Annotated in this window: 17 protein-coding genes; 9 read left to right on the top strand and 8 right to left on the bottom strand. The window is 35.6% G+C overall.

The window, feature by feature from the left end:
* Nucleotides 1-198 precede the first annotated feature (198 nt).
* The 4 genes from Q0093_RS04160 (at nt 199) to Q0093_RS04145 (ending at nt 4,440) form a co-directional block, all read left to right on the top strand.
* Nucleotides 199-690 carry an RNA polymerase sigma factor gene (locus tag Q0093_RS04160; RefSeq protein WP_297928543.1) on the top strand — a complete coding sequence of 164 codons (492 nt, stop codon included), beginning with the start codon at nt 199-201 and terminating at the stop codon, nt 688-690.
* Between the two features lie 120 nt (nt 691-810).
* Complete coding sequence (gene aspS, locus Q0093_RS04155) at nt 811-2,568, top strand: aspartate--tRNA ligase (protein WP_297928542.1); 1,758 nt, start codon at nt 811-813, stop codon at nt 2,566-2,568.
* A gap of 8 nt (nt 2,569-2,576) precedes the next feature.
* Nucleotides 2,577-3,671: a Nif3-like dinuclear metal center hexameric protein gene (locus Q0093_RS04150; protein WP_297928541.1), complete on the top strand. Its 1,095-nt coding sequence runs from the start codon at nt 2,577-2,579 to the stop codon at nt 3,669-3,671.
* Between the two features lie 4 nt (nt 3,672-3,675).
* The gene (locus tag Q0093_RS04145; protein WP_294177458.1) at nt 3,676-4,440 is read left to right on the top strand and encodes a C4-type zinc ribbon domain-containing protein; all 765 of its coding nucleotides are present in this window, start codon (nt 3,676-3,678) and stop codon (nt 4,438-4,440) included.
* A 345-nt stretch (nt 4,441-4,785) separates the two neighbouring features.
* Here Q0093_RS04145 and Q0093_RS04140 read toward each other — a convergent pair whose 3' ends face one another.
* On the bottom strand, nt 4,786-5,262 hold the full coding sequence (locus Q0093_RS04140) for a type I restriction enzyme HsdR N-terminal domain-containing protein (protein ID WP_297928540.1): 477 nt from the start codon (nt 5,260-5,262) through the stop codon (nt 4,786-4,788).
* A 61-nt stretch (nt 5,263-5,323) separates the two neighbouring features.
* On the opposite strand from Q0093_RS04140, the gene Q0093_RS04135 reads away from it, so the two are divergent.
* From Q0093_RS04135 to Q0093_RS04115, 5 genes are all read left to right on the top strand, one after another.
* Nucleotides 5,324-6,103, top strand: a complete 780-nt coding sequence (locus Q0093_RS04135; RefSeq protein ID WP_294177460.1) for an AMP nucleosidase — start codon at nt 5,324-5,326, stop codon at nt 6,101-6,103.
* Nucleotides 6,104-6,117: 14 nt separating this feature from the next.
* Entirely contained in the window at nt 6,118-7,137 is a 1,020-nt protein-coding gene (gene holA / locus Q0093_RS04130) for a DNA polymerase III subunit delta (RefSeq protein WP_297928539.1), read from the top strand.
* Nucleotides 7,138-7,723: 586 nt separating this feature from the next.
* Entirely contained in the window at nt 7,724-8,200 is a 477-nt protein-coding gene (locus Q0093_RS04125; protein ID WP_297303285.1) for a helix-turn-helix transcriptional regulator, read from the top strand.
* Nucleotides 8,201-8,265: 65 nt separating this feature from the next.
* Complete coding sequence (locus Q0093_RS04120; RefSeq protein WP_297928538.1) at nt 8,266-9,048, top strand: dihydroorotate dehydrogenase electron transfer subunit; 783 nt, start codon at nt 8,266-8,268, stop codon at nt 9,046-9,048.
* On the top strand, nt 9,036-9,941 hold the full coding sequence (locus Q0093_RS04115) for a dihydroorotate dehydrogenase (RefSeq protein ID WP_294177464.1): 906 nt from the start codon (nt 9,036-9,038) through the stop codon (nt 9,939-9,941). The genes Q0093_RS04120 and Q0093_RS04115 overlap by 13 nt, the downstream gene beginning before the upstream one ends.
* A gap of 95 nt (nt 9,942-10,036) precedes the next feature.
* Here Q0093_RS04115 and Q0093_RS04110 read toward each other — a convergent pair whose 3' ends face one another.
* The 7 genes from Q0093_RS04110 to dxs all read right to left on the bottom strand — a co-directional run bounded on the left by Q0093_RS04110 (nt 10,037) and on the right by dxs (nt 20,036).
* Nucleotides 10,037-10,738 (bottom strand): Crp/Fnr family transcriptional regulator, encoded by a 702-nt coding sequence (locus tag Q0093_RS04110; RefSeq protein ID WP_294177465.1) that lies wholly within the window; start codon nt 10,736-10,738, stop codon nt 10,037-10,039.
* Nucleotides 10,739-10,928: 190 nt separating this feature from the next.
* The gene (trxB, locus tag Q0093_RS04105; protein WP_294177466.1) at nt 10,929-11,876 is read right to left on the bottom strand and encodes a thioredoxin-disulfide reductase; all 948 of its coding nucleotides are present in this window, start codon (nt 11,874-11,876) and stop codon (nt 10,929-10,931) included.
* Between the two features lie 26 nt (nt 11,877-11,902).
* Nucleotides 11,903-12,529: an outer membrane lipoprotein carrier protein LolA gene (locus Q0093_RS04100; protein WP_294177467.1), complete on the bottom strand. Its 627-nt coding sequence runs from the start codon at nt 12,527-12,529 to the stop codon at nt 11,903-11,905.
* Between the two features lie 11 nt (nt 12,530-12,540).
* On the bottom strand, nt 12,541-15,018 hold the full coding sequence (locus Q0093_RS04095; RefSeq protein ID WP_297928537.1) for a DNA translocase FtsK: 2,478 nt from the start codon (nt 15,016-15,018) through the stop codon (nt 12,541-12,543).
* A gap of 247 nt (nt 15,019-15,265) precedes the next feature.
* Entirely contained in the window at nt 15,266-16,732 is a 1,467-nt protein-coding gene (locus Q0093_RS04090) for a TrkH family potassium uptake protein (RefSeq protein ID WP_297928536.1), read from the bottom strand.
* Between the two features lie 10 nt (nt 16,733-16,742).
* Nucleotides 16,743-18,077 (bottom strand): Trk system potassium transporter TrkA, encoded by a 1,335-nt coding sequence (gene trkA / locus Q0093_RS04085; RefSeq protein WP_294177470.1) that lies wholly within the window; start codon nt 18,075-18,077, stop codon nt 16,743-16,745.
* Nucleotides 18,078-18,140: 63 nt separating this feature from the next.
* A complete protein-coding gene (gene dxs, locus Q0093_RS04080) occupies nt 18,141-20,036 on the bottom strand; it encodes a 1-deoxy-D-xylulose-5-phosphate synthase (RefSeq protein WP_297928535.1) in 1,896 nt (631 codons plus the stop codon).
* Nucleotides 20,037-20,391 lie beyond the last annotated feature (355 nt).

Below are 20,391 nucleotides of genomic sequence, written 5' to 3'. Positions count from 1 at the left end.
TTTACGAGAAATCACGAATTATTAAAAATTATCCTTATTTTTGCGCATCTCACTTACAAAATGGAAATATCGAATGACGTGCAGTAGAAGCATTATAAAGCCTCCGCTGAACACGTCATATCGTGTTTTTCCAAAAAAAGTAGGTGAGATCACTTTTTGTCAGCGGAGGCTTTTTACATAAATATCGAATAATCTATTATGAAATTTGTAAATTTCGTTGACGAGTTAACCAACTTACAGCCATTCTTATACCGATTTGCTTATTCCCTGACCAAGAATCATGAAGCGGCAAAAGATTTGTTGCAAGAGACTTTACTTAAAACATTAGAAAACAGGGAAAAGTTCATAGGAAACACCAATTTAAGAGCTTGGATGTGTACTGTTATGAAAAACACTTTTATTAATGATTATCGAAAGCTCTTATTGGCGCATGAGTCGGTTTGTTGTATAGATGATTTGAAATCAGAACCTTGTATGATCGACGGGACCGATGCGAATTATGATTTAGAATGGATAAACAAGGTTATTGCAGGGATGAGCAAGAAAAATCGTATAATTTTCGGTTTATATTTATCGAGTTATCAATATGATGAAATTGCTGAAAAACTGGATATTCCTCTCGGTACGGTAAAAAGTCAGATTCATAATATAAAAATATCGTTGAAAAAACAATTAAAAGAACTGATATAAGTGGTAAAAACTTTCCCTCGTCTTTGCTTGCACAAACGATGTTTTGTCGTAATTTTGCATAAATATCTTCTGGCACATAGCTGCCCGAAAAGAGAGGTTATAAATTAAAAATCTATAAATATGTACAGAACGCATACATGTGGAGAGTTGCGATTATCCGATACAGACAAAAATGTTACGTTAGCTGGTTGGGTACAACGAACACGAAAAATGGGGGGAATGACGTTTATTGACATTCGTGACCGTTACGGGATTACCCAATTGGTATTTAATCATGAAAATAATCCTGAGCTTTGTGATCAAGCAAATAAGTTAGGTCGAGAATTTGTGATTCAAGTTTCAGGGATTGTTAAAGAAAGATCAAATAAAAATAAAAATATACCAACAGGAGATATTGAGCTTAGCGTATCTAATTTAGCCATATTACATGCATCTGACGTTCCTCCTTTTACAATTGAGGACGACAGTGACGGAGGTGATGATTTGCGGATGCAATATCGTTATTTGGATTTAAGACGGAATTGTGTTCGGAAAAACTTAGAGTTACGTCATAAAATGGCATTTGAAGTTCGTAGATATCTCGATCAGCAAAATTTTCTTGAAATAGAAACACCGATGTTGATCAAATCTACTCCGGAGGGTGCTCGAGACTTTGTCGTACCATCGAGAATGAATCCCGGAGAGTTTTATGCATTGCCTCAATCACCACAAACGTTTAAACAATTGTTAATGGTCTCCGGTTTTGACCGTTATTTTCAAATTGTAAAATGCTTTAGAGACGAAGATTTGCGGGCAGACCGTCAGCCCGAATTTACCCAAATCGACTGTGAGATGTCTTTTGTCGAACAAGAAGATGTCCTAAATACTTTTGAGGGAATGATAAAACATCTTTTTAAAGAAATAAAACAGATTGATTTTACTGAGCCATTTCCCAGAATGACGTGGACTGACGCAATGAAATATTATGGTAGTGACAAGCCTGATTTGCGTTTTGGAATGCGTTTTGTCGAATTAAAGGATTTGACTATCGGAAAAAACTTCGGAGTATTCGATAGTGCTGAATATATTGCCGGAATCTGCGCTGAAGGATGTGCGGCATATACAAGAAAACAATTGGATGAGCTAACAGAATTCGTTAAACGACCTCAGATTGGAGCTAAAGGATTAGTATATGTTCGTTATGATGAAAGCGGGGCGTTTAAATCTTCTGTGGATAAATTTTATAGCACAGAAGATCTGCAAAAATGGGCAGAACGATTCAATGCTAAACCTGGGGACTTGATTTTGGTTCTTGCCGGTGATAAAATAAAGACACAGAAAGCTCTCTGCGAATTACGTCTTGAAATGGGCAATCGGTTAGGTCTTCGTGATAAGGACAAATTTGCACCGTTATGGGTTATCGATTTCCCGTTATTGGAATGGGATGAGGAAACTCAGCGTTATTATGCAATGCATCACCCGTTCACTTCGCCTAAACCTGAAGATGTTGCTTTATTGGATACCGATCCCGGAAAAGTAAGAGCCAATGCCTACGACATGGTTTTTAATGGAGTCGAGTTAGGGGGAGGTTCAATTCGAATACATGATAGTGAATTACAAGATAAAATGTTTAAAATTCTCGGATTTACCGAAGAGAAAGCTCAATATCAATTTGGATTTTTAATAAACGCGTTTAAGTATGGTGCTCCACCTCATGGAGGATTGGCATTTGGATTGGATCGGTTAGTCTCTTTATTTGCCGGTTTAGATTCTATCCGTGACTGTATTGCTTTCCCCAAGAATAATTCCGGGCGTGATACTATGAGCGGAGCTCCGGCTGTATTGGATGAATCTCAATTGGAAGAATTGCAATTAAAATTGGATATTCACGACAAATAATCATATATATGAAAGTCAGTGATATAACAAAGTGTATAGAAGAAATAGCTCCCCTATCTTTGCAAGAAGATTACGATAATGCCGGTTGGCAGGTGGGAGATAAATGTTCTGAAGCTACGGGAGTACTATTGTGCATAGATGTCACTGAAGAAGTCGTCGATGAAGCTGTCGGTTTAGGTGCTAATTTAATTATATCGCACCATCCTTTACTTTTTAAAGGAGTAAAGTCTCTTACAGGCAAGAATTACGTAGAAAGAACGGTTATAAAAGCAATACAACATAATGTATCTATTTATGCTTCACATACCAATCTGGACAATGCTTGGTCGGGTGTCAATTTTAAAATGGCAGAAAAACTCGGATTGACGAATCTTTCTATTTTGATGCCTCAAGGTGGAAAATTGCTTAAGCTTGTTGTCTATGTTCCGGTTTCTCATGCCGATATTGTACGAAACGTTTTATTTACTGCAGGATGTGGAAATATCGGAGATTATGACTTGTGCAGCTACAATAGTAATGGATTCGGAACTTTTCGTGCAGGATTAGATTCGCATCCTTATCGTGGGACTATCGGGAATTTACATCAAGAAGAAGAAATTCGGATCGAAACGGTTCTCCCCGAATATTTAAAAGAGGTAGTGACTCAGGCACTCTTAAAAGCTCATCCTTATGAAGAACCGGCGTTTGATTTTATAAAAATTGAAAACCAATGGGTTAAAGCTGGATCAGGAGTAGTAGGGGAACTTTTGTGTCCTATGGATGAAATGGATTTTTTGCAACGTACCAAAACAGTGTTTCATGCTGGATGTATAAAATATTCTAATCTCCGAAATCGTAGAATTCGTAGGGTTGCATTGTGTGGAGGGGCTGGGGCTTTTTTGATTCCCCAAGCAATAGCATCGGATGCAGATGTATTTATTACTGGAGAAATTAGATATCATGATTATTTTGGGTATGATGAGCATATATTATTGACAGAAGTAGGGCATTACGAAACCGAACAATACACAAAAGATATATTTTGTGATATTATTACAAAAAAATTCCCTAACTTTGCAATTCATTATACAAAGGTAGAAACAAATCCGATAAATTATTTGTAAGCATATGGCTACTGATAAGACAAAAGTTGAAAAAGAATATACAGTGGAAGATCGATTGAAAGCACTGTACGAATTACAAACAATGCTTTCGGAGATCGATAGAATCAAAACTTTAAGAGGAGAACTTCCTTTGGAAGTACAAGATCTTGAAGATGAGATTGCAGGTCTCGAAACTCGTGTTCAGAACTTTCATGCAGAAATAGGAGAGTTGCAATCTGCTATTGCTGCGAAGAAAGTGGAAATACAGAATGCGCAAACTTTAATTGATAAATATACTGCACAGCAGAACAATGTAAGAAACAATCGGGAATTTGATTTTTTGACTAAAGAAATTGAATTCCAGACTTTGGAAATCGAACTTTGTGAAAAACGTATCAAAGAGTTTTCGGCACAGGAAAAAGCCAAGAAAGAAGAAGTGGAAAACTGTCAGGTTACTCTTGAGGAAAGAAAAGCTGATTTGCAGGAAAAGAAAGGCGAATTGGATGAAATTGTTGCAGAGACAAGACAAGATGAGGAAAAGCTGCGTGAAAAAGCGAAAAAGTTGGAGCAACATATCGAGCCTCGTTTATTAGCTGCATTCAAGAGAATAAGAAAAAATGCAAGAAACGGATTAGCTGTTGTTTATATTCAACGTGACGCATGTGGCGGTTGTTTCAATAAGATTCCACCACAAAGACAACTTGATATTAAACTCCGAAAAAAAATTATCGTTTGTGAATATTGCGGGCGTATTATGATAGACCCGGAATTAGCAGGAGTTAATGAATAAAGTTGATTCGACAAAGTATAAGCCAGATAATTTCAAAAAATTGTCTGGCTTTTTTTATTTTGGATATATATAAATGGCTTGATAATTGTAAACCGATATTGACAGACACAAGTTAAAACTTTAGTGTCTTGAAGAGTCATTGGGACATAAGGCAATCTTTCAAGACATATCTGAAGTAAAGGTAGCATTGGTTCACCATCGTTATCAGTCGGAATGGACTCATCTTCTTTATATAGATATACTCGTTCTATCTAAATTCAGTGTCGGAGTTTGTCGGTCTGAAACCTCCGCTCGAAAAAACTGTTGCTCTCTTTGCAAGCCTTCTTTTTGTTTCGTCAATTTTCTTCATTCCGTTTTCTTATTTGTATATGATAATATAGAGTCATAATCAGGGATATCTTCGAGAAACAAATATGATTGGTCTTTATAGTTTATATGACAGCAATAATGTATCTTTCCGTTCGAAACCATTAAATATTCTACTTGCAATGCAATATTATATCTGACGATTTGATCGAAAACAGCCTGCGTAATAGGAATATGTGGAGCTTTATATTCAATAATTACGAAGGGTGTTCCGTTTTGACGATATATTACGGTATCACACCTTCGTTTCCGACCATTTAAATCAAGTGATATTTCATTCCCGATTCTTCCTCCCGGATATCCTTTATACGTAATGAGATAATTCACGAAATGTTGCCGAACCCATTCTTCCGGTGTAAGTATAATATATCTTTTTCTCAAAATATCGAAAATAAAATATCTGCCATTATCTTCTTTTAATTTATACTCAAAAGTTGGCAAATTTAGTGTTATCATAAGAAAGATTATTTGTTCCGAAAGTTATTATTCCGTATTTTTACTTCAAAATTACAGAAAAATGAAGACAAAACAAGAGATTGTCCAAAATTGGCTACCGCGTTATACAAAGCGCAATGTAAAAGATTTTACTAAGCATATTTTATTGACGAATTTCTCAAAATACGTTGAAATATTTGCCAATCATTTTAATGTACCTATTTTAGGTGAGGATGGGAATATGCCCAACGCATCGGCAGAAGGTGTTACGATCATCAATTTCGGAATGGGTAGTGCTAATGCAGCGACAGTTATGGATTTATTAAGTGCTGTTGCTCCAAAAGCTGTTTTATTCCTTGGGAAATGTGGAGGTCTGAAAAAAGTGAATAAATTAGGTGATTTTATTCTTCCGATAGCGGCGATACGAGGAGAAGGTGCATCAAATGATTATTTCCCCCCGGAAGTCCCAGCGCTGCCAGCTTTCAGTTTGCAACGGGCTGTATCTACAACCGTGCGAAATCACGGGAAAGACTATTGGACGGGGACAGTATATACGACTAATAGAAGAGTTTGGGAGTATGATGATTCATTTAAAGAATATTTGAGAAGGACCCGCAGTATGGCCATCGACATGGAAACGGCAACTTTATTTACAGTAGGGTTTGCAAATCAAATTCCGACAGGAGCTCTTTTGTTAGTAACAGATCAGCCGATGATCTCTACAGGTGTTAAAACCGAAGAAAGTGATAAAAAGGTAACTCAAAACTTTGTAGATGAACATGTAATGATCGGATTTGAATCATTAAAGATGCTTATTGATAAACGTACTACTGTAAAGCATCTCCGATTCGAGGAAGAATAAAAACTTTTTAGGCCATGGCAAAAAAAGAGCAAAATGTACATTTACAGATAATATCGGATATAAGAAAGAAGAATTTTAAGCCTGTCTACTTCTTAATGGGAGACGAACCTTATTATATTGACCTTATTACGGATACTATTATAGATAATGCCTTAGATGACGCTGACAGAGATTTCAACCAGACGATAGTTTATGGTGCTGATGTAGAGATTTCGACTGTAATCAATGCTGCAAAACGTTATCCGATGATGGCTTCCAGGCAATTGGTTGTCGTAAAAGAAGCTCAAATGCTGAAAGGATTGGATGATTTACAGTTTTATTTACAGAAGCCATTGACGAGTACGGTTTTGGTTTTTAATTATAAAAACGGGAGTTTGAAAAATAAGAAACTACTTGCTGAATTAAATTCTGTAGGTATCGTTTATGAATCGAAAAAATTATATGATTATCAATTACCTCCTTTTATAAACGGTTATGTGACAGAAAAGGGATTTACCATTGAACAAAAAGCTATCGCCATGCTCGGAGACGCTATTGGTAATGACTTAAGTCGATTAACCGGAGAATTAGACAAACTTTCAATAATTCTACAAGGAAATACCCGAATAACAGCTGCATTGATAGAACACAATATCGGGATAAGTAAAGATTTCAATAACTTTGAGTTACTCAATGCTTTTATCACCAAGAACATATATAAAGTTAATCAAATCATTGCATATTTTGAGAAAAATCCGAAATCTAATCCTTTAATCGTAACAATAAGCGTTTTGTTTAATTTCTATGCTAATCTAATGCTTTTATATTTTATACAAGATAAATCGGAGTCTAATATCATGGCTGAGTTAAAACTACGAAATATTTTTCAGGCAAGGGACTATTTGACAGCAATGCAGAATTATAACGCTTATAAATGTATGGATATAATATCTTATATACGAGAATATGATGCTCGTTCTAAAGGGGTAGAGAATGCATCTGGAACAACTGAAGCATCTTTACTAAAAGAACTTGCCTATAAAATCCTTCACTAAATAAACTTTTAGATTTTCAATATATTCAGCTTTGATTACTTATGTAACAGTAATCAAAGCTTTTTTATTTCGGTTATTTATTACAATTTCTATTTACAAATGGATATTTTATATAGATATATTCAGATATTGTTATATCCGAATATATATTTTTGTAATTATATATCATAATACACAATATAATATATAAGCAGATGAATTTATGTAATACACTTGTATATTAAGCATGTAGAAAGCTATATCGCAATATATTTCAACATATAAATCACATATAATCAATTATTAATATAGTTATATATAAAGTATTACTTTATATATAGCCTATTAATCGTTTCAACGCTTCTAAAAAGTCGATTGAATACAATATATTATGAATATTATTAATTAATAATCAGATATATAAAGTATTTTATTTAAGTAATACTTTATATAATATATTTCATTTATATTTTTGTATATAAATATTGATATATAATTGTATATGGTCGTATTTACAATTATAATTTGCAAAAGTATTTATTTGTAATTACATTTGTAGAACACAAAAATTTATGTTTGTAAATTACTTAATGATAGTTTTGGAGGAATGAATACTCGTATAAAGCAAATTATCGAACACGAAGGACTGACAGATGCTGAGTTTGCAGACCGTACAGGAATAAAACGCGCTACATTGTCTCATTGCTTAAATGGTCGTAATGACGTAAGTAAAGATATTATATTGAAGATACATAATGCATATCCTCAGGTATCGGTAAACTGGTTGATGTTTGGAGAAGGAGAACCCTATATAAAAGAAAAACTTAAAACTCCGGCATCTTTATTCGATGAGATTTGGGCAAAACCAGACGATTCTCCTGAGGATGCTAAATATGTAAAGGATTTCCAATCAAACGAATTAAGAAATGTATCTGACAATGTTGATAGTAAGTTAAATAAGGAGGAAAATCTGAATTCGGATATAGAAACTCAAAAGGCTCAAGATAATAGGAAGGTTATTAAAATCATGGTTTTTTATTCGGATAATACGTTTGAAACATTTTCTTCCGACTTTTTCAAATAAATAATAATTTTAGTATATCGAGTAACTGTTATATCTTTGCATAAACAATGAAAAACAGCTATCGGATGAAAAAATACATTTTGGATCTGAAAGTAACTGAGAATTTGAGATTACACACAAATTATGTTTTGCTGAAATTTACGACAGTTGACGGATCATTCCTTCCACCAATGGCTCCCGGACAGTTTGCAGAGGTTCGGGTTGATGGGTCTCCTACTACTTTTCTGAGACGTCCTATATCGATAAACTACATTGATATGGATAACAATGAACTTTGGCTGCTAATCCAATTAGTTGGGGATGGAACAAAAAAATTATCGACCGTTTCTCCCGGACAAACAGTTAATATGGTTTTACCATTAGGTAATACTTTTACTATTCCCGAAGATAAAGCTTCACGACTAATACTCATAGGAGGCGGGGTCGGAACAGCTCCTATGCTTTATTTAGGATACGTGTTAAAGCAACAGGGATATAATCCTATTTTTCTATTGGGTGCACGCTCTGCTACAGATATTTTACAATTAAAAGAATTCGAGACATTAGGTGATATCTTTATAACGACAGAAGACGGAACTTTAGGAGAAAAGGGATATGTAACACAACATTCCGTTTTAATAAAAAATAAGTTTGATAAAATATACACATGCGGACCGAAGCCAATGATGATGGCGGTTGCAAAATATGCAAAGACATATAATATTGATTGTGAAGTGTCTTTAGAGAATAATATGGCATGTGGAGTCGGTGCATGTTTATGTTGTGTAGAAAATACAAAAGAAGGCCATATATGTGTATGTAAAGAAGGCCCTATATTTAATATAAATAAACTCTTATGGCAGATTTAAATGTAAAAATAGGTTCACTGACGTTGAAAAATCCCGTCATGACTGCGTCCGGTACTTTCGGTTACGGTTTAGAATTTGCTGATTTCATAGACTTATCTCGGTTAGGTGCTATAATAGTAAAAGGAACAACGTTACATCATAGAGAAGGAAATCCGTACCCCAGAATGGCAGAAACACCGTCAGGTATGCTAAATGCAGTCGGTTTACAGAATAAGGGGGTCGAGTATTTTATTCAGGCAATTTATCCTGAAATTAAAAACATCGATACGAATATAATTGTAAATGTTTCGGGTTCTGCAATTGACGATTATGTAGCGACAGCTGCCAAGATCGCGACATTAGAAAAGATCCCTGCTATAGAATTGAATATTTCTTGTCCAAATGTCAAAGAGGGCGGTATGGCGTTTGGTACTTCATGTAAAAGTGCCGGAAATGTAGTAAAAGCAGTTCGACGGGTTTATCCGGGCACTCTGATTGTCAAATTATCACCTAATGTAACTGACGTTGCAGAGATTGCTCGGGCTGTCGAGGCCGAAGGGGCAGATAGTGTGTCTCTCATCAACACATTGTTGGGAATGGCAATTGATGCAGAACGACGTAAGCCTATTTTATCGACTGTTACTGGAGGACTATCTGGGGCTTGCGTGAAGCCTATCGCTTTGCGAATGGTGTGGCAAGTAGCAAAAGCAGTCAAAGTTCCGATAATCGGATTGGGGGGGATTATGAATGCGACAGATGCTGTTGAGTTTTTATTGGCTGGTGCGACTGCCGTACAGATCGGGACTGCGAATTTCATTGATCCACAAATTACGATTAAAGTTATCGACGGTATTGATGACTATCTTAAACGGCACGGCTACAATTCCGTACAGGAAATTATCGGGCTTGTATAAACCTTTCTAATCTTATAAAAATCGGGGCTTTTGTATTTTAAAACAAATGTCCCGATTTTTTTATCTTTCTAAGAATAAAATAATTAGTGCTGAATTTATCCGAATCTGCTTATTTTACGTAATTTTGCTTCGTCTATGATCTTTATCTTCCGGCCGTCAACTATAATAATTTTTTCATTGGAAAAACAAGATAGAGTTCTTATTGCATTAGAGGTTGTCATGTTTGATAAGTTTGCCAGATCTTCTCTTGCCATATAGATACTGAGCGTCGCTCCATCTTCTTCAAGTCCATAATTATCTTTCAACATAAGTAAGGACTCCGCCAGTCTTCCTCGAATATGTTTTTGTGTCAAATTTACGGTTCTCGTATCAGATATACCTAAATCCATCGCCAATTCCTTTATAAAAAAATAAGCCAATTGATTATTTTTTCTGATTTGAGTCTCAATAATATTCATAGGCAAAAAACCTATTGTCGCCGTTTCAAATGCTGATGCGGCAGTAACATAATTTTCTCCGGCAAAATAGGCTCTATATCCAAAATATTGAACAGGACGTATCAAACGAATTATCTGACTTCTGCCTCCGACACCTTCCTTGAATATTTTCACCTTTCCTTTAATAAGACACATCAACTGAGTAGCTTTTTCACCCTCACTATAAATCATCTCGTTTTTTTTAAATGTCTGAATGTGAAAGTTATCGGTTATAACACGTTTTTCATCCGGATTAAGCAATGCCCACATATCGGCCATATCTTCACGGATAATCGACTCTATTGTGCTCTTTTTGACCATATTTGCTAAATAACACTGTTGTATAGCACAAATGTAAATAAAAAAAATAAAAAGGTGTCTTTAAATCTGAAAAAAATGGCAAAAAAATAGTTTCCTTTGGCGATTTCAATATGAGTAAAATTTCAAAAGAAAAAGGAAAAGATTACATTTTTCGCATGTTTGCAACCTTTCCCTTTATTTTGTAGGAGTATTATAATTCATTCTCTATTAGATATTTTTCAGCATCAATTGCCGCTTTACAACCAGATGCTGCAGCTGTAACAGCTTGTCTGTAACGTGGATCAGCCACATCTCCGGCAGCAAATACTCCCGGAATATTCGTTGCAGTCGTATTTCCTACAGTTTTTATGTATCCATTTTCATCTACATGTAGTGCTGGAAGAAATATGTCAGTATTCGGTTTGTGTCCTATTGCTAAGAAAAATCCATCTATAGCAATATCCATATATTCTTCCCTGTCTGTGCCCTTTGCTTTGACAAGATGTGCTCCTTTCAAACTATTTTCTCCGAATAATCCGATTGTTTGAGTTTCGAAAAGAACGTCTATATTAGGTGTGTCCATTACCCGTTTTTGCATAATCTTAGATGCTCTCAGATAATCTTTCCGGACAATTAAATATACTTTACTGGCCAAGTGCGCCAAATATACAGCTTCTTCACATGCAGTATCGCCACCTCCAACAACTGCGACAACCTTTTTACGGTAAAAAAAACCATCGCATGTGGCACAAGCCGATACTCCTAAACCCGCAAATTTTGTTTCGTCCGGAAGTCCTAAATATTTTGCGGAAGCTCCGGTTGCAATGATAATAGTATCAGCTTCTATTTTATTTGAGCCATCTATCGTTAACTGATACGGAGCTTTACCGAAATCAGTAGCAGTAACTATTCCATACCGAATGTCCGCACCAAAACGGGAAGCTTGTTTTTTCAAGTCTTCCATCATTTCTGTTCCTGAAATTCCTTCGGGATATCCCGGAAAATTTTCTATATCAGTCGTAGTTGTCAGTTGTCCTCCGGGCTGTATTCCCTCATAAAGTACCGGTGCAAGGTTTGCCCTTCCGGCATAAATGGCAGCCGTATATCCGGCCGGACCAGATCCGATAATGAGGCAACGTACTCTTTCGTTTGTTTCCATATTTAATTATTTGATTGATTTGATCTTTATCTCAAGTCTATCAGCTCAGCTTGGGGATATTTTTTCTTATCAAAAACAAAAAGTGAGTTTTGATAGTTCATTCCTGTCTGATACTTAGACAAAATAACAGATGTAATTGTTTTATTCTTATTATAAATTATTATTTCGGTAGGGTAAAATTTATCAGCTTGAATTGATAAACTTATTTTTTTTATATCAGATTCTGTCCCGATAGGAGATAACTCGATAATATCATTTCCCGACTGTTTACCTTTATAACTATACTTGAATTCTTTTTTATAATTCGATAATATCTGATATGGATTTATACTCTGTAATTCTGCTTCATCTGGATTGCTGAGATTCACTTCTTGTGTCGATTTTACATATGACCATTGATTTTTACCATCAAACCAAGTTATTACTTCTGGAGTAACGATTTGAAATTTATTATTCATAAGTTTCATTTCTCCACTCATTTTATCTACTATTTTTCGATTCTGGTCTTTATTTTCAACGTGAAAGTTTACCGATATACCTTTAGAGTTTTTATATTGTGCTATAACTTTATCCAACAATGTACCAGCCTTATTTTGGGCAAAAGAGACATTGCAAACTATTAGGCTGATGAAAAGAAGAAGCAATTTTTTCATATTATCTTCATTTATTTTAAAGATTCAAATATTTGTTCTAAGTGAAGATCGTCTATTACCAGGACTTGCCGTGCCTTACTACCTTCAAACGGTCCTACAATTCCTGCTGCCTCCAGTTGATCCATGATACGTCCAGCACGATTATATCCAATAGAAAATTTCCTCTGAATTAGCGATGTAGATCCTTGTTGGTTTGCTACGATAAGTCGGGCGGCTTCTTCAAACATAGGGTCTCGATCTTTTAAATTAACGTCGGTTAATCCAGATTCTCCGTTTTCTCCGACATATTCCGGCAACAAATAAGCTGTAGGGTATGATTCTTGATCTCCTATATATTCACAAACTTTCTCTACTTCCGGGGTATCGACAAATGCGGATTGTACACGAATCAGATCGCTACCTTGTGAAAACAACAAGTCTCCACGTCCGATTAGCTGGTTTGCCCCGGGACAATCGAGAATTGTTCTCGAATCGATCATTGAAGAAACTTTAAATGCTATACGAGCCGGGAAATTTGCCTTAATTACTCCGGTAATAATATTGGTCGAAGGGCGCTGAGTAGCAATAATCATATGAATACCGACAGCTCGTGCCAACTGTGCTATACGAGCAATCGGCAACTCAACCTCTTTCCCTGCTGTCATTATCAGATCTCCGAACTCATCGACGATTACCACGATATAAGGCATATACCGATGACCGTTATTAGGATTCAGTCTCCGTGCAATAAATTTAGAATTATACTCTTTAATGTTACGTGTATGAGCTTTTTTTAATAGGTCGTATCGGTCATCCATTTCTTTCGTAATAGAATTCAACGTTTGCACGACCTTTGTTACATCTGTAATAATAGCCTCATCGCCATCTGGTAATTTAGCCAAAAAATGTCTTTCTATATTTGCATAAATATTGAACTCTACTTTTTTAGGATCTATCAATACAAACTTCAATTGGGCGGGATGTTTTTTGTATAACAAAGATGTAATAATGGCATTCAACCCCACAGATTTACCTTGCCCCGTGGCTCCTGCGACAAGAATATGCGGCATCTTGGCAAGATCTACCATAAAAATCTCATTAGTAATAGTCTTTCCTAAAGCTACTGGGAGATCAAATTTACATTCTTGAAATTTTTTCGAAGCAATAACAGAATACATTGAGACTATTTGTGGATCTTTATTGGGGACTTCAATACCGATAGTCCCTTTTCCTGGAATCGGAGCAATGATTCGAATTCCTAAAGCTGCCAAACTTAAAGCTATATCATCCTCCAGATTCCGTATTTTGGAAATACGGACACCCGGTTCAGGAACAATTTCATAAAGAGTAATAGTCGGACCGACTGTCGCTTTAATTGAACTGATGCGGATTCCGTAATTCTCAAGAGTTTCGATAATTCGGTTTTTATTCGCATTTTGTTCATCCATATCGATTTGATGATCGTTCCCTTCATACTTATTCAAAAGGTCAAAAGAGGGAGCTTTATAACGTGAAAGATCTAAAGTAGGGTCATATTCTCCTAACTCATCACTGTTCGATGTTTCTTCCTCCTCTTGAGCATTTTCCTCTATCACAAACTCCGGTTCTCCTGATTTATCTTCCTGAATTGTATCCTCTTTAACTAAAGTCTCTTCCTGTTTGGAAACAATCTCAAAAAAGTTTTCCTCATAATGATCAATCTTTTCGGTATACTCTTCAGATTCAACCATATTGGATTCATCTTCAACATTGGAGTTTGATGCTTCGAAAATAGAAATCGGTGGTTTATTCCCTAAATTATTGTTTTCCGACGATATTTGAGGAGCTTCATTATTCTCTATATTTTCTGATTCCGAAATTTCTATATTCTTCTTTTTCCGTTTGATATCCAATAAAAACACTTTTCGTAAAAATGGCACGGTTTTAGCACTTATTGCAACCAAAAATATCAATATGCCCGTAAAAATAAGCAATAAAGTCCCTGTCCATCCTATATTTGCCTGTAATAATAGTGTCATGTAATAACCATGATAGCCCCCCAAAAAGAGATATGAATCTTTATAACTATCAATAAAGAAGAAGCCGCAAATCAAAGAGCCTAAGATAATAAGAGAGCAAGTATAAACTAAAGATTTCGTAATTGAGAAGTCCTTAACTTTCATTAGTTTTAAGCCAACCTTAGCAATAAAAAAAGAAATAAAAAATGCGGATATTCCGACCCATCGGTTAATAAGCAAGTCGGATAAATACGCACCGAAAGCACCTGTCCAGTTACGTATTTCATTCTTTATACTACTCAATTCGCTTAATGGTAAATTTTCTAATTTGCTTTGATCTGCATTTCCGGTATAGAAAAACGAAAGAAAAGCGATAAACAGATATACCCCGAACATCACACAGAGAATACCTATCACAAAATGAGTTCTTTCACTTTTCAGAAAGATCGATATTTTTTTTGAAATAGAATCTTCCTTATTCGAAGATGCTTTTTCTGTTTTTTTCTTAATCATGCTTTTTATCAACGTATATTTATCTCAGACAAAAATACGAAAAAGTTTTAATTATATTTCCTTGTTGGCATTTAGAGCCTGTTTAAATTTTCCGATAAAAAAGTACTATCAGGTCATTTTTGCGTTCTCTTCCGACCTTTTTCCCTGTTTTCACTCGTCAGATAGCCCGCTATCATCCTCGTAAAAACAGAAAAACATACTCGGAAGAAATTCTCAAAACTGATCCGAGTAAAATTTAAACAGGCTCTTATGATTTTTTCCAAAAATACGGACTGAAAAGAATCAATACCGTAAATAATTCTAATCGTCCGATCAGCATATCAAAAGACAGTACCCATTTACCTAATGCAGGTATGATTTCAAAAGAAAAGTCTGAACTCATTCGTCCGAATCCGGGTCCGACATTACTAAGACAAGAAAGTGTACATCCAAAAGATTCTTCAAATGACAGTCCTAAAGATGATAATATAAGAGCGCTTACAGCTATAACCAGCACATACACGAAAAGGAATGCCAATATTTTAGACACAAGATCATAGGATATGACACGTCGATTGATTCGAACAGGTACGACTGCATTGGGATGAAGATGTCGGTAAAACTCATTTGCCGTATTCTTTAACACGACAACCATTCGTATAGTTTTAGCTCCTCCACTCGTAGATCCGGCACAAGCCCCAAAAAACATGACACAGAATATAACGACATTAAAAAAAGGTCCCCACTTGGCAAAGTCGGCTGTGGCAAATCCTGTAGTCGTAATACACGTCGATACCTGAAAAAGTGCTGTACGAATTGTTTTCTCAGCATTCTCGTATATTTGTCCACTAATAAATAATCCTGCAGCAATAGCGGCTGTGGCTAATAAAACGACGAATAGAAACCATTTGGTTTCTTCATCTTGAAATAACTTTTTATAATCACCCAGAGCGGCATGATAAACTAACGAAAAATTTATTCCTGAGATTAGCATAAATATAATGATGACATATTCAATATATGCAGAATCCCAGTAAGCGATACTATTCTGTTTTGTCGAATATCCTCCGGTTGCAGTAGTCGTCATTGCATGACATACCGCATCAAAGAAATTCATTGGTCCTAATACCAGTAAGACGATCAATAAAACCGTAATACTTAAATATACTATCCATAGACGTTTCGCCGTTTCACTAATTCTTGGTCTGAGCTTATCATGAGTTATACCCGGAACTTCTGCATTAAATAGTTGAATTCCTCCTCCAGAATTTAACATGGGAAGAACTGCTAATGTAAATAAAATAATACCCATACCTCCAAGCCATTGCATCAAACTTCTCCAAAATAAAATTCCATGCGGCAAACTTTCTATATCATCCAGTATCGTAGCACCGGTAGTAGTGCATCCAGATATAGTTTCAAAAAATGCATCTGTAATATTGTCGATATCTCCATGAATAAGAAACGGTAACATTCCGAATAAGGAAAAGAAAACCCAAGAGGTAGAAACAATTAAAAAACCCTCTCTCTTACCCATTTGCTTGCTATGTTTTTTAAATATAAATATAGAACATAGCCCGACAATTGCCGTAATGCCGACAGTCAGTAAAAATGCATATATATCACTTTCATTATAATATATTGCGACACTTAACGGAAGTAGCATAAAAAGTGCTTCAAAACATAATAATATGCCTATTACCCGTGCTACTATTCGAAAATTTATTTCTGACATATTAAAGTTATTAATTAAAAAGCTTTTCTATTTTACGAATAGCTGTATCGAGACAAAATACTACGACATGATCGTTTGCTTGAATTTGTGTATTTCCATTCACAATAATACCCTTCCCATCTCTGATCAATCCTCCCAACGTGAGGTCTTTAGGTAACGTAAGGTCTTTGACCGGTGCTTTTGTTATTTTTGACCCTTCTTTCGCAACTAACTCTGCAACTTCGGCATCAGCTAAAGCTAAACATTTTACGTTTGAGGAATCCGAATCAAGTAGTAGCTGAAAAATTCGGCTGGCAGCAATTAACTTCTTATTTATAATCGAACCTATGTTCAATCCTTCTGCAGTAGAAATAAAAGGAATATTTTCTACTTCTGCGATAGTTTTCGCTACACCCAATCTTTTAGCTGTTAAACAGGCCAAAATATTTGTTTCAGAGCTGTCTGTAAGTGCAATAAAAGCATCGGTATCTCTTATGCCTTCTTCTTTCAACAAATCGATGTCCCTTGCATCTCCATGAATAATAACGGTATCATGCATTTTTTCTACTAACTTGAAACTTTTTTCCCGGTCACATTCGATTAATTTCATTTTTATATATTCCGGAGCAATATGGATAAGCCGTATTGCTATACGACTACCCCCCATAATCATTACCTTTCGTACATCTACTTCTGTTTTTCCTGTCAATTCACGAATATCCTGAATATGATCCGGAGTTGTAGTAAAATAAACAATGTCATTAAGCTGCAATTCATCATTACCACGTGGAATAATAGTTTCTTCATTCCTTTTTATGGCAGCGATATGATAGTAATTGTTTTGTCGGGTAAGATCACATAATTTATGATTGAGTATTTGCGCTTTTTCACGTAATTTCGCACCTATCAAAATAAGTTCTCCATTACACAATTCAAACCAATTTCTTACCCACGTTCTTTTCAATGCCGTGACAATTTCTTCTGCCGCAAGCATTTCGGGATATATAAGCTCATCAACTCCCAGCTCCCGAAAAAAGGCTCTATTCTCAGGTAACAAGTATTCATAATTATCGATACGGGCAACCGTTTTTTTTGCGCCTAATTTAGTCGCCAATGTGCATGCCGTAATATTTCGAGATTCGAATGGCATAACCGCAATAAATAAATCTGCTTTATTGACTCCGGCTTTTTTTAAAACCTTGAATGAAGTCGGAGACCCGGCAACGGTCATCAAATTATAATTAGAATCGATCCATTGTAGCTTTTCTATATCTGCATCAATCAGAATGATATCTTGTTCTTCTTTAGAAAGCAACTTTGCTAAATGAGTACCGACTTCACCTGCACCCGCAATTATTATTTTCATAGAGGATATTAAGTCTTTATATCTTAATAAAAAGTATATTTTAATTTTACGATTCTTGGTTTCTTACCATGCAGATGTCAAAAGAGAAACGATATTATCTTCATCCATACCACATAATTTATAGAGTTCAGGAATAGTTCCATGCTCAATAAACCGATCGGGAATACCTATACGTTTTATTCTGGGAACATACCCGTTATCAGCCATAAATTCAATAACAGCCATACCCAATCCACCTTTTATACTTCCATCTTCTACCGTAACGATCCGTGAATATTTCTTTCCGATCTCATGTAATAATTCTTCATCTATCGGTTTTAAAAATATCATGTCGTAATGGGCTACAGAAACACCCTGTTGTCTTGCCCTCATTATAGCCTTCTGTGCCGATACTCCTATAGGACCTATACTGATGAGAGCAATATCCTCTCCATCAGAAAGTTTCCGTCCTTTCCCTATTTCCAGTATTTCCGGTGTACAATGCCAATTTACGAGAGAGCCCCGTCCACGAGGATAGCGGATAGCAAAAGCTCCTGTTGCTTTGGCCTGAGCCGTGTACATTAAATGTCGAAGATAATGTTCATTCATGGGTGATGCAATAGTCATATTAGGAATACATCTTAAATAAGACAAATCAAAAGCTCCGTGATGTGTCACACCATCTTCACCAACAAGTCCGGCTCTGTCAAGACAAAAAACTACATGAAGATTTTGGATCGCAACATCGTGTATTATTTCGTCAAAAGCACGTTGCATAAATGTAGAATAGATATTGCAAAAAGGAATTAACCCTTCTTTTGCCAATCCTCCGGAGAAAGTAACGGCATGTTCTTCAGCTATACCCACATCAAAAGTGCGATCAGGAAATTCAGACATCATATAGGTCATTGAACACCCCGTAGGCATAGCAGGAGTAATACCGACAATTTTTTTATTTTCTCTTGCTAATTCTACCAATGTTCGTCCGAAAACTTCTTGAAAGAGAGGCGGTAGGTTATTATCTTTAACGATAAGTCTTTCACCTGTTATTTTATTGAATTTTCCCGGGGCGTGCCATACTGTCGCAGCTTTTTCCGCAGGGGCATATCCTTTTCCTTTAATAGTTTTTAGATGTAGTAATTTCGGACCTGACATCTCTTTTATATCATTCAATACGCGAATGATATAATTTACATCGTGTCCATCGATCGGTCCGAAATAACGGATATTCAGTCCTTCAAAAATATTTTGGTGTTTACTGATCAAAGCCTTGATGCTGTTATTGAAACGTAAAATTGCACCACGATGTTCTGCCGAAATAAGTTTAAGTTTCACCAATGTGCGATATATATCATACCGTAGCTTATTATAACTTGGTGAGGTTGTTATATTTACCAAATATTGATTTAATGCACCGACGTTATGATCTATCGCCATATCATTATCGTTCAATATAATCAATAAATTATTCGGATTAATAGATGCATTATTCAGTCCTTCGAAAGCTAATCCTCCGGATATTGCTGCATCTCCGATAACTGCAATAACTTTTCTATCGTTTTCCCCTTTTAAATTAGCTGCGACAGATATTCCCAAAGCTGCTGATATTGAATTGGATGCATGTCCGGCCGTAAAAGTATCATACTTGCTTTCAAAAGGAGAGGGGAATCCGCTTAATCCTTTAAATTTTCTATTGGTAAAAAATTTGTCTCTACGTTCGGTAAGAATCTTATGGCTATATGCCTGATGACCGACATCCCACACAATTCGATCATAAGGAGTCTTAAATACATAATGTAATGCAACGGTAAGTTCTACAGTGCCTAAACTCGAAGCGAAATGTCCCGGATTACAGGATAGTTCGTCTATAAGAAATTGTCTTAATTCTGTACAGATCTGCGGTAGTTGCTCAGGAGAAAGTTTCCGTAAATCATCCGGATTATATATTGTCGAGAGTAATTGCTCTTTTATGATCGCCATATTTAAATAAACTTTTGCAGTTGCAAATGTAGCTTTTTATTAGATGAAACGATAATATTTCTCAGGGATTCTTATGTCCTGTTTTTGCAATTATTTCCGATTGCGTTTATATATAGGAACAAAAATAATGATTCCTGAAGCGATAATGACTAAAAAAACTCGTAAATTGACTTCTCCGTATCCCTTGATTAATAAATAGCAAAGGTATATCCATAATAAAACAATACAAGCTATTCTAAATGGTGTGAACTTACGCATAAATCAGATTTTATTTCTCTTGTTTATACAAACATACAGAAAGTTTTTATTCTGGCAAAAAGTATTCATGTGTGAAAAATCTTATAATATTAAGCAC

This window comes from uncultured Coprobacter sp. (assembly GCF_947855755.1).
GTDB lineage: Bacteria > Bacteroidota > Bacteroidia > Bacteroidales > Coprobacteraceae > Coprobacter.
This window is presented reverse-complemented; position numbering and strand designations above follow the sequence as displayed.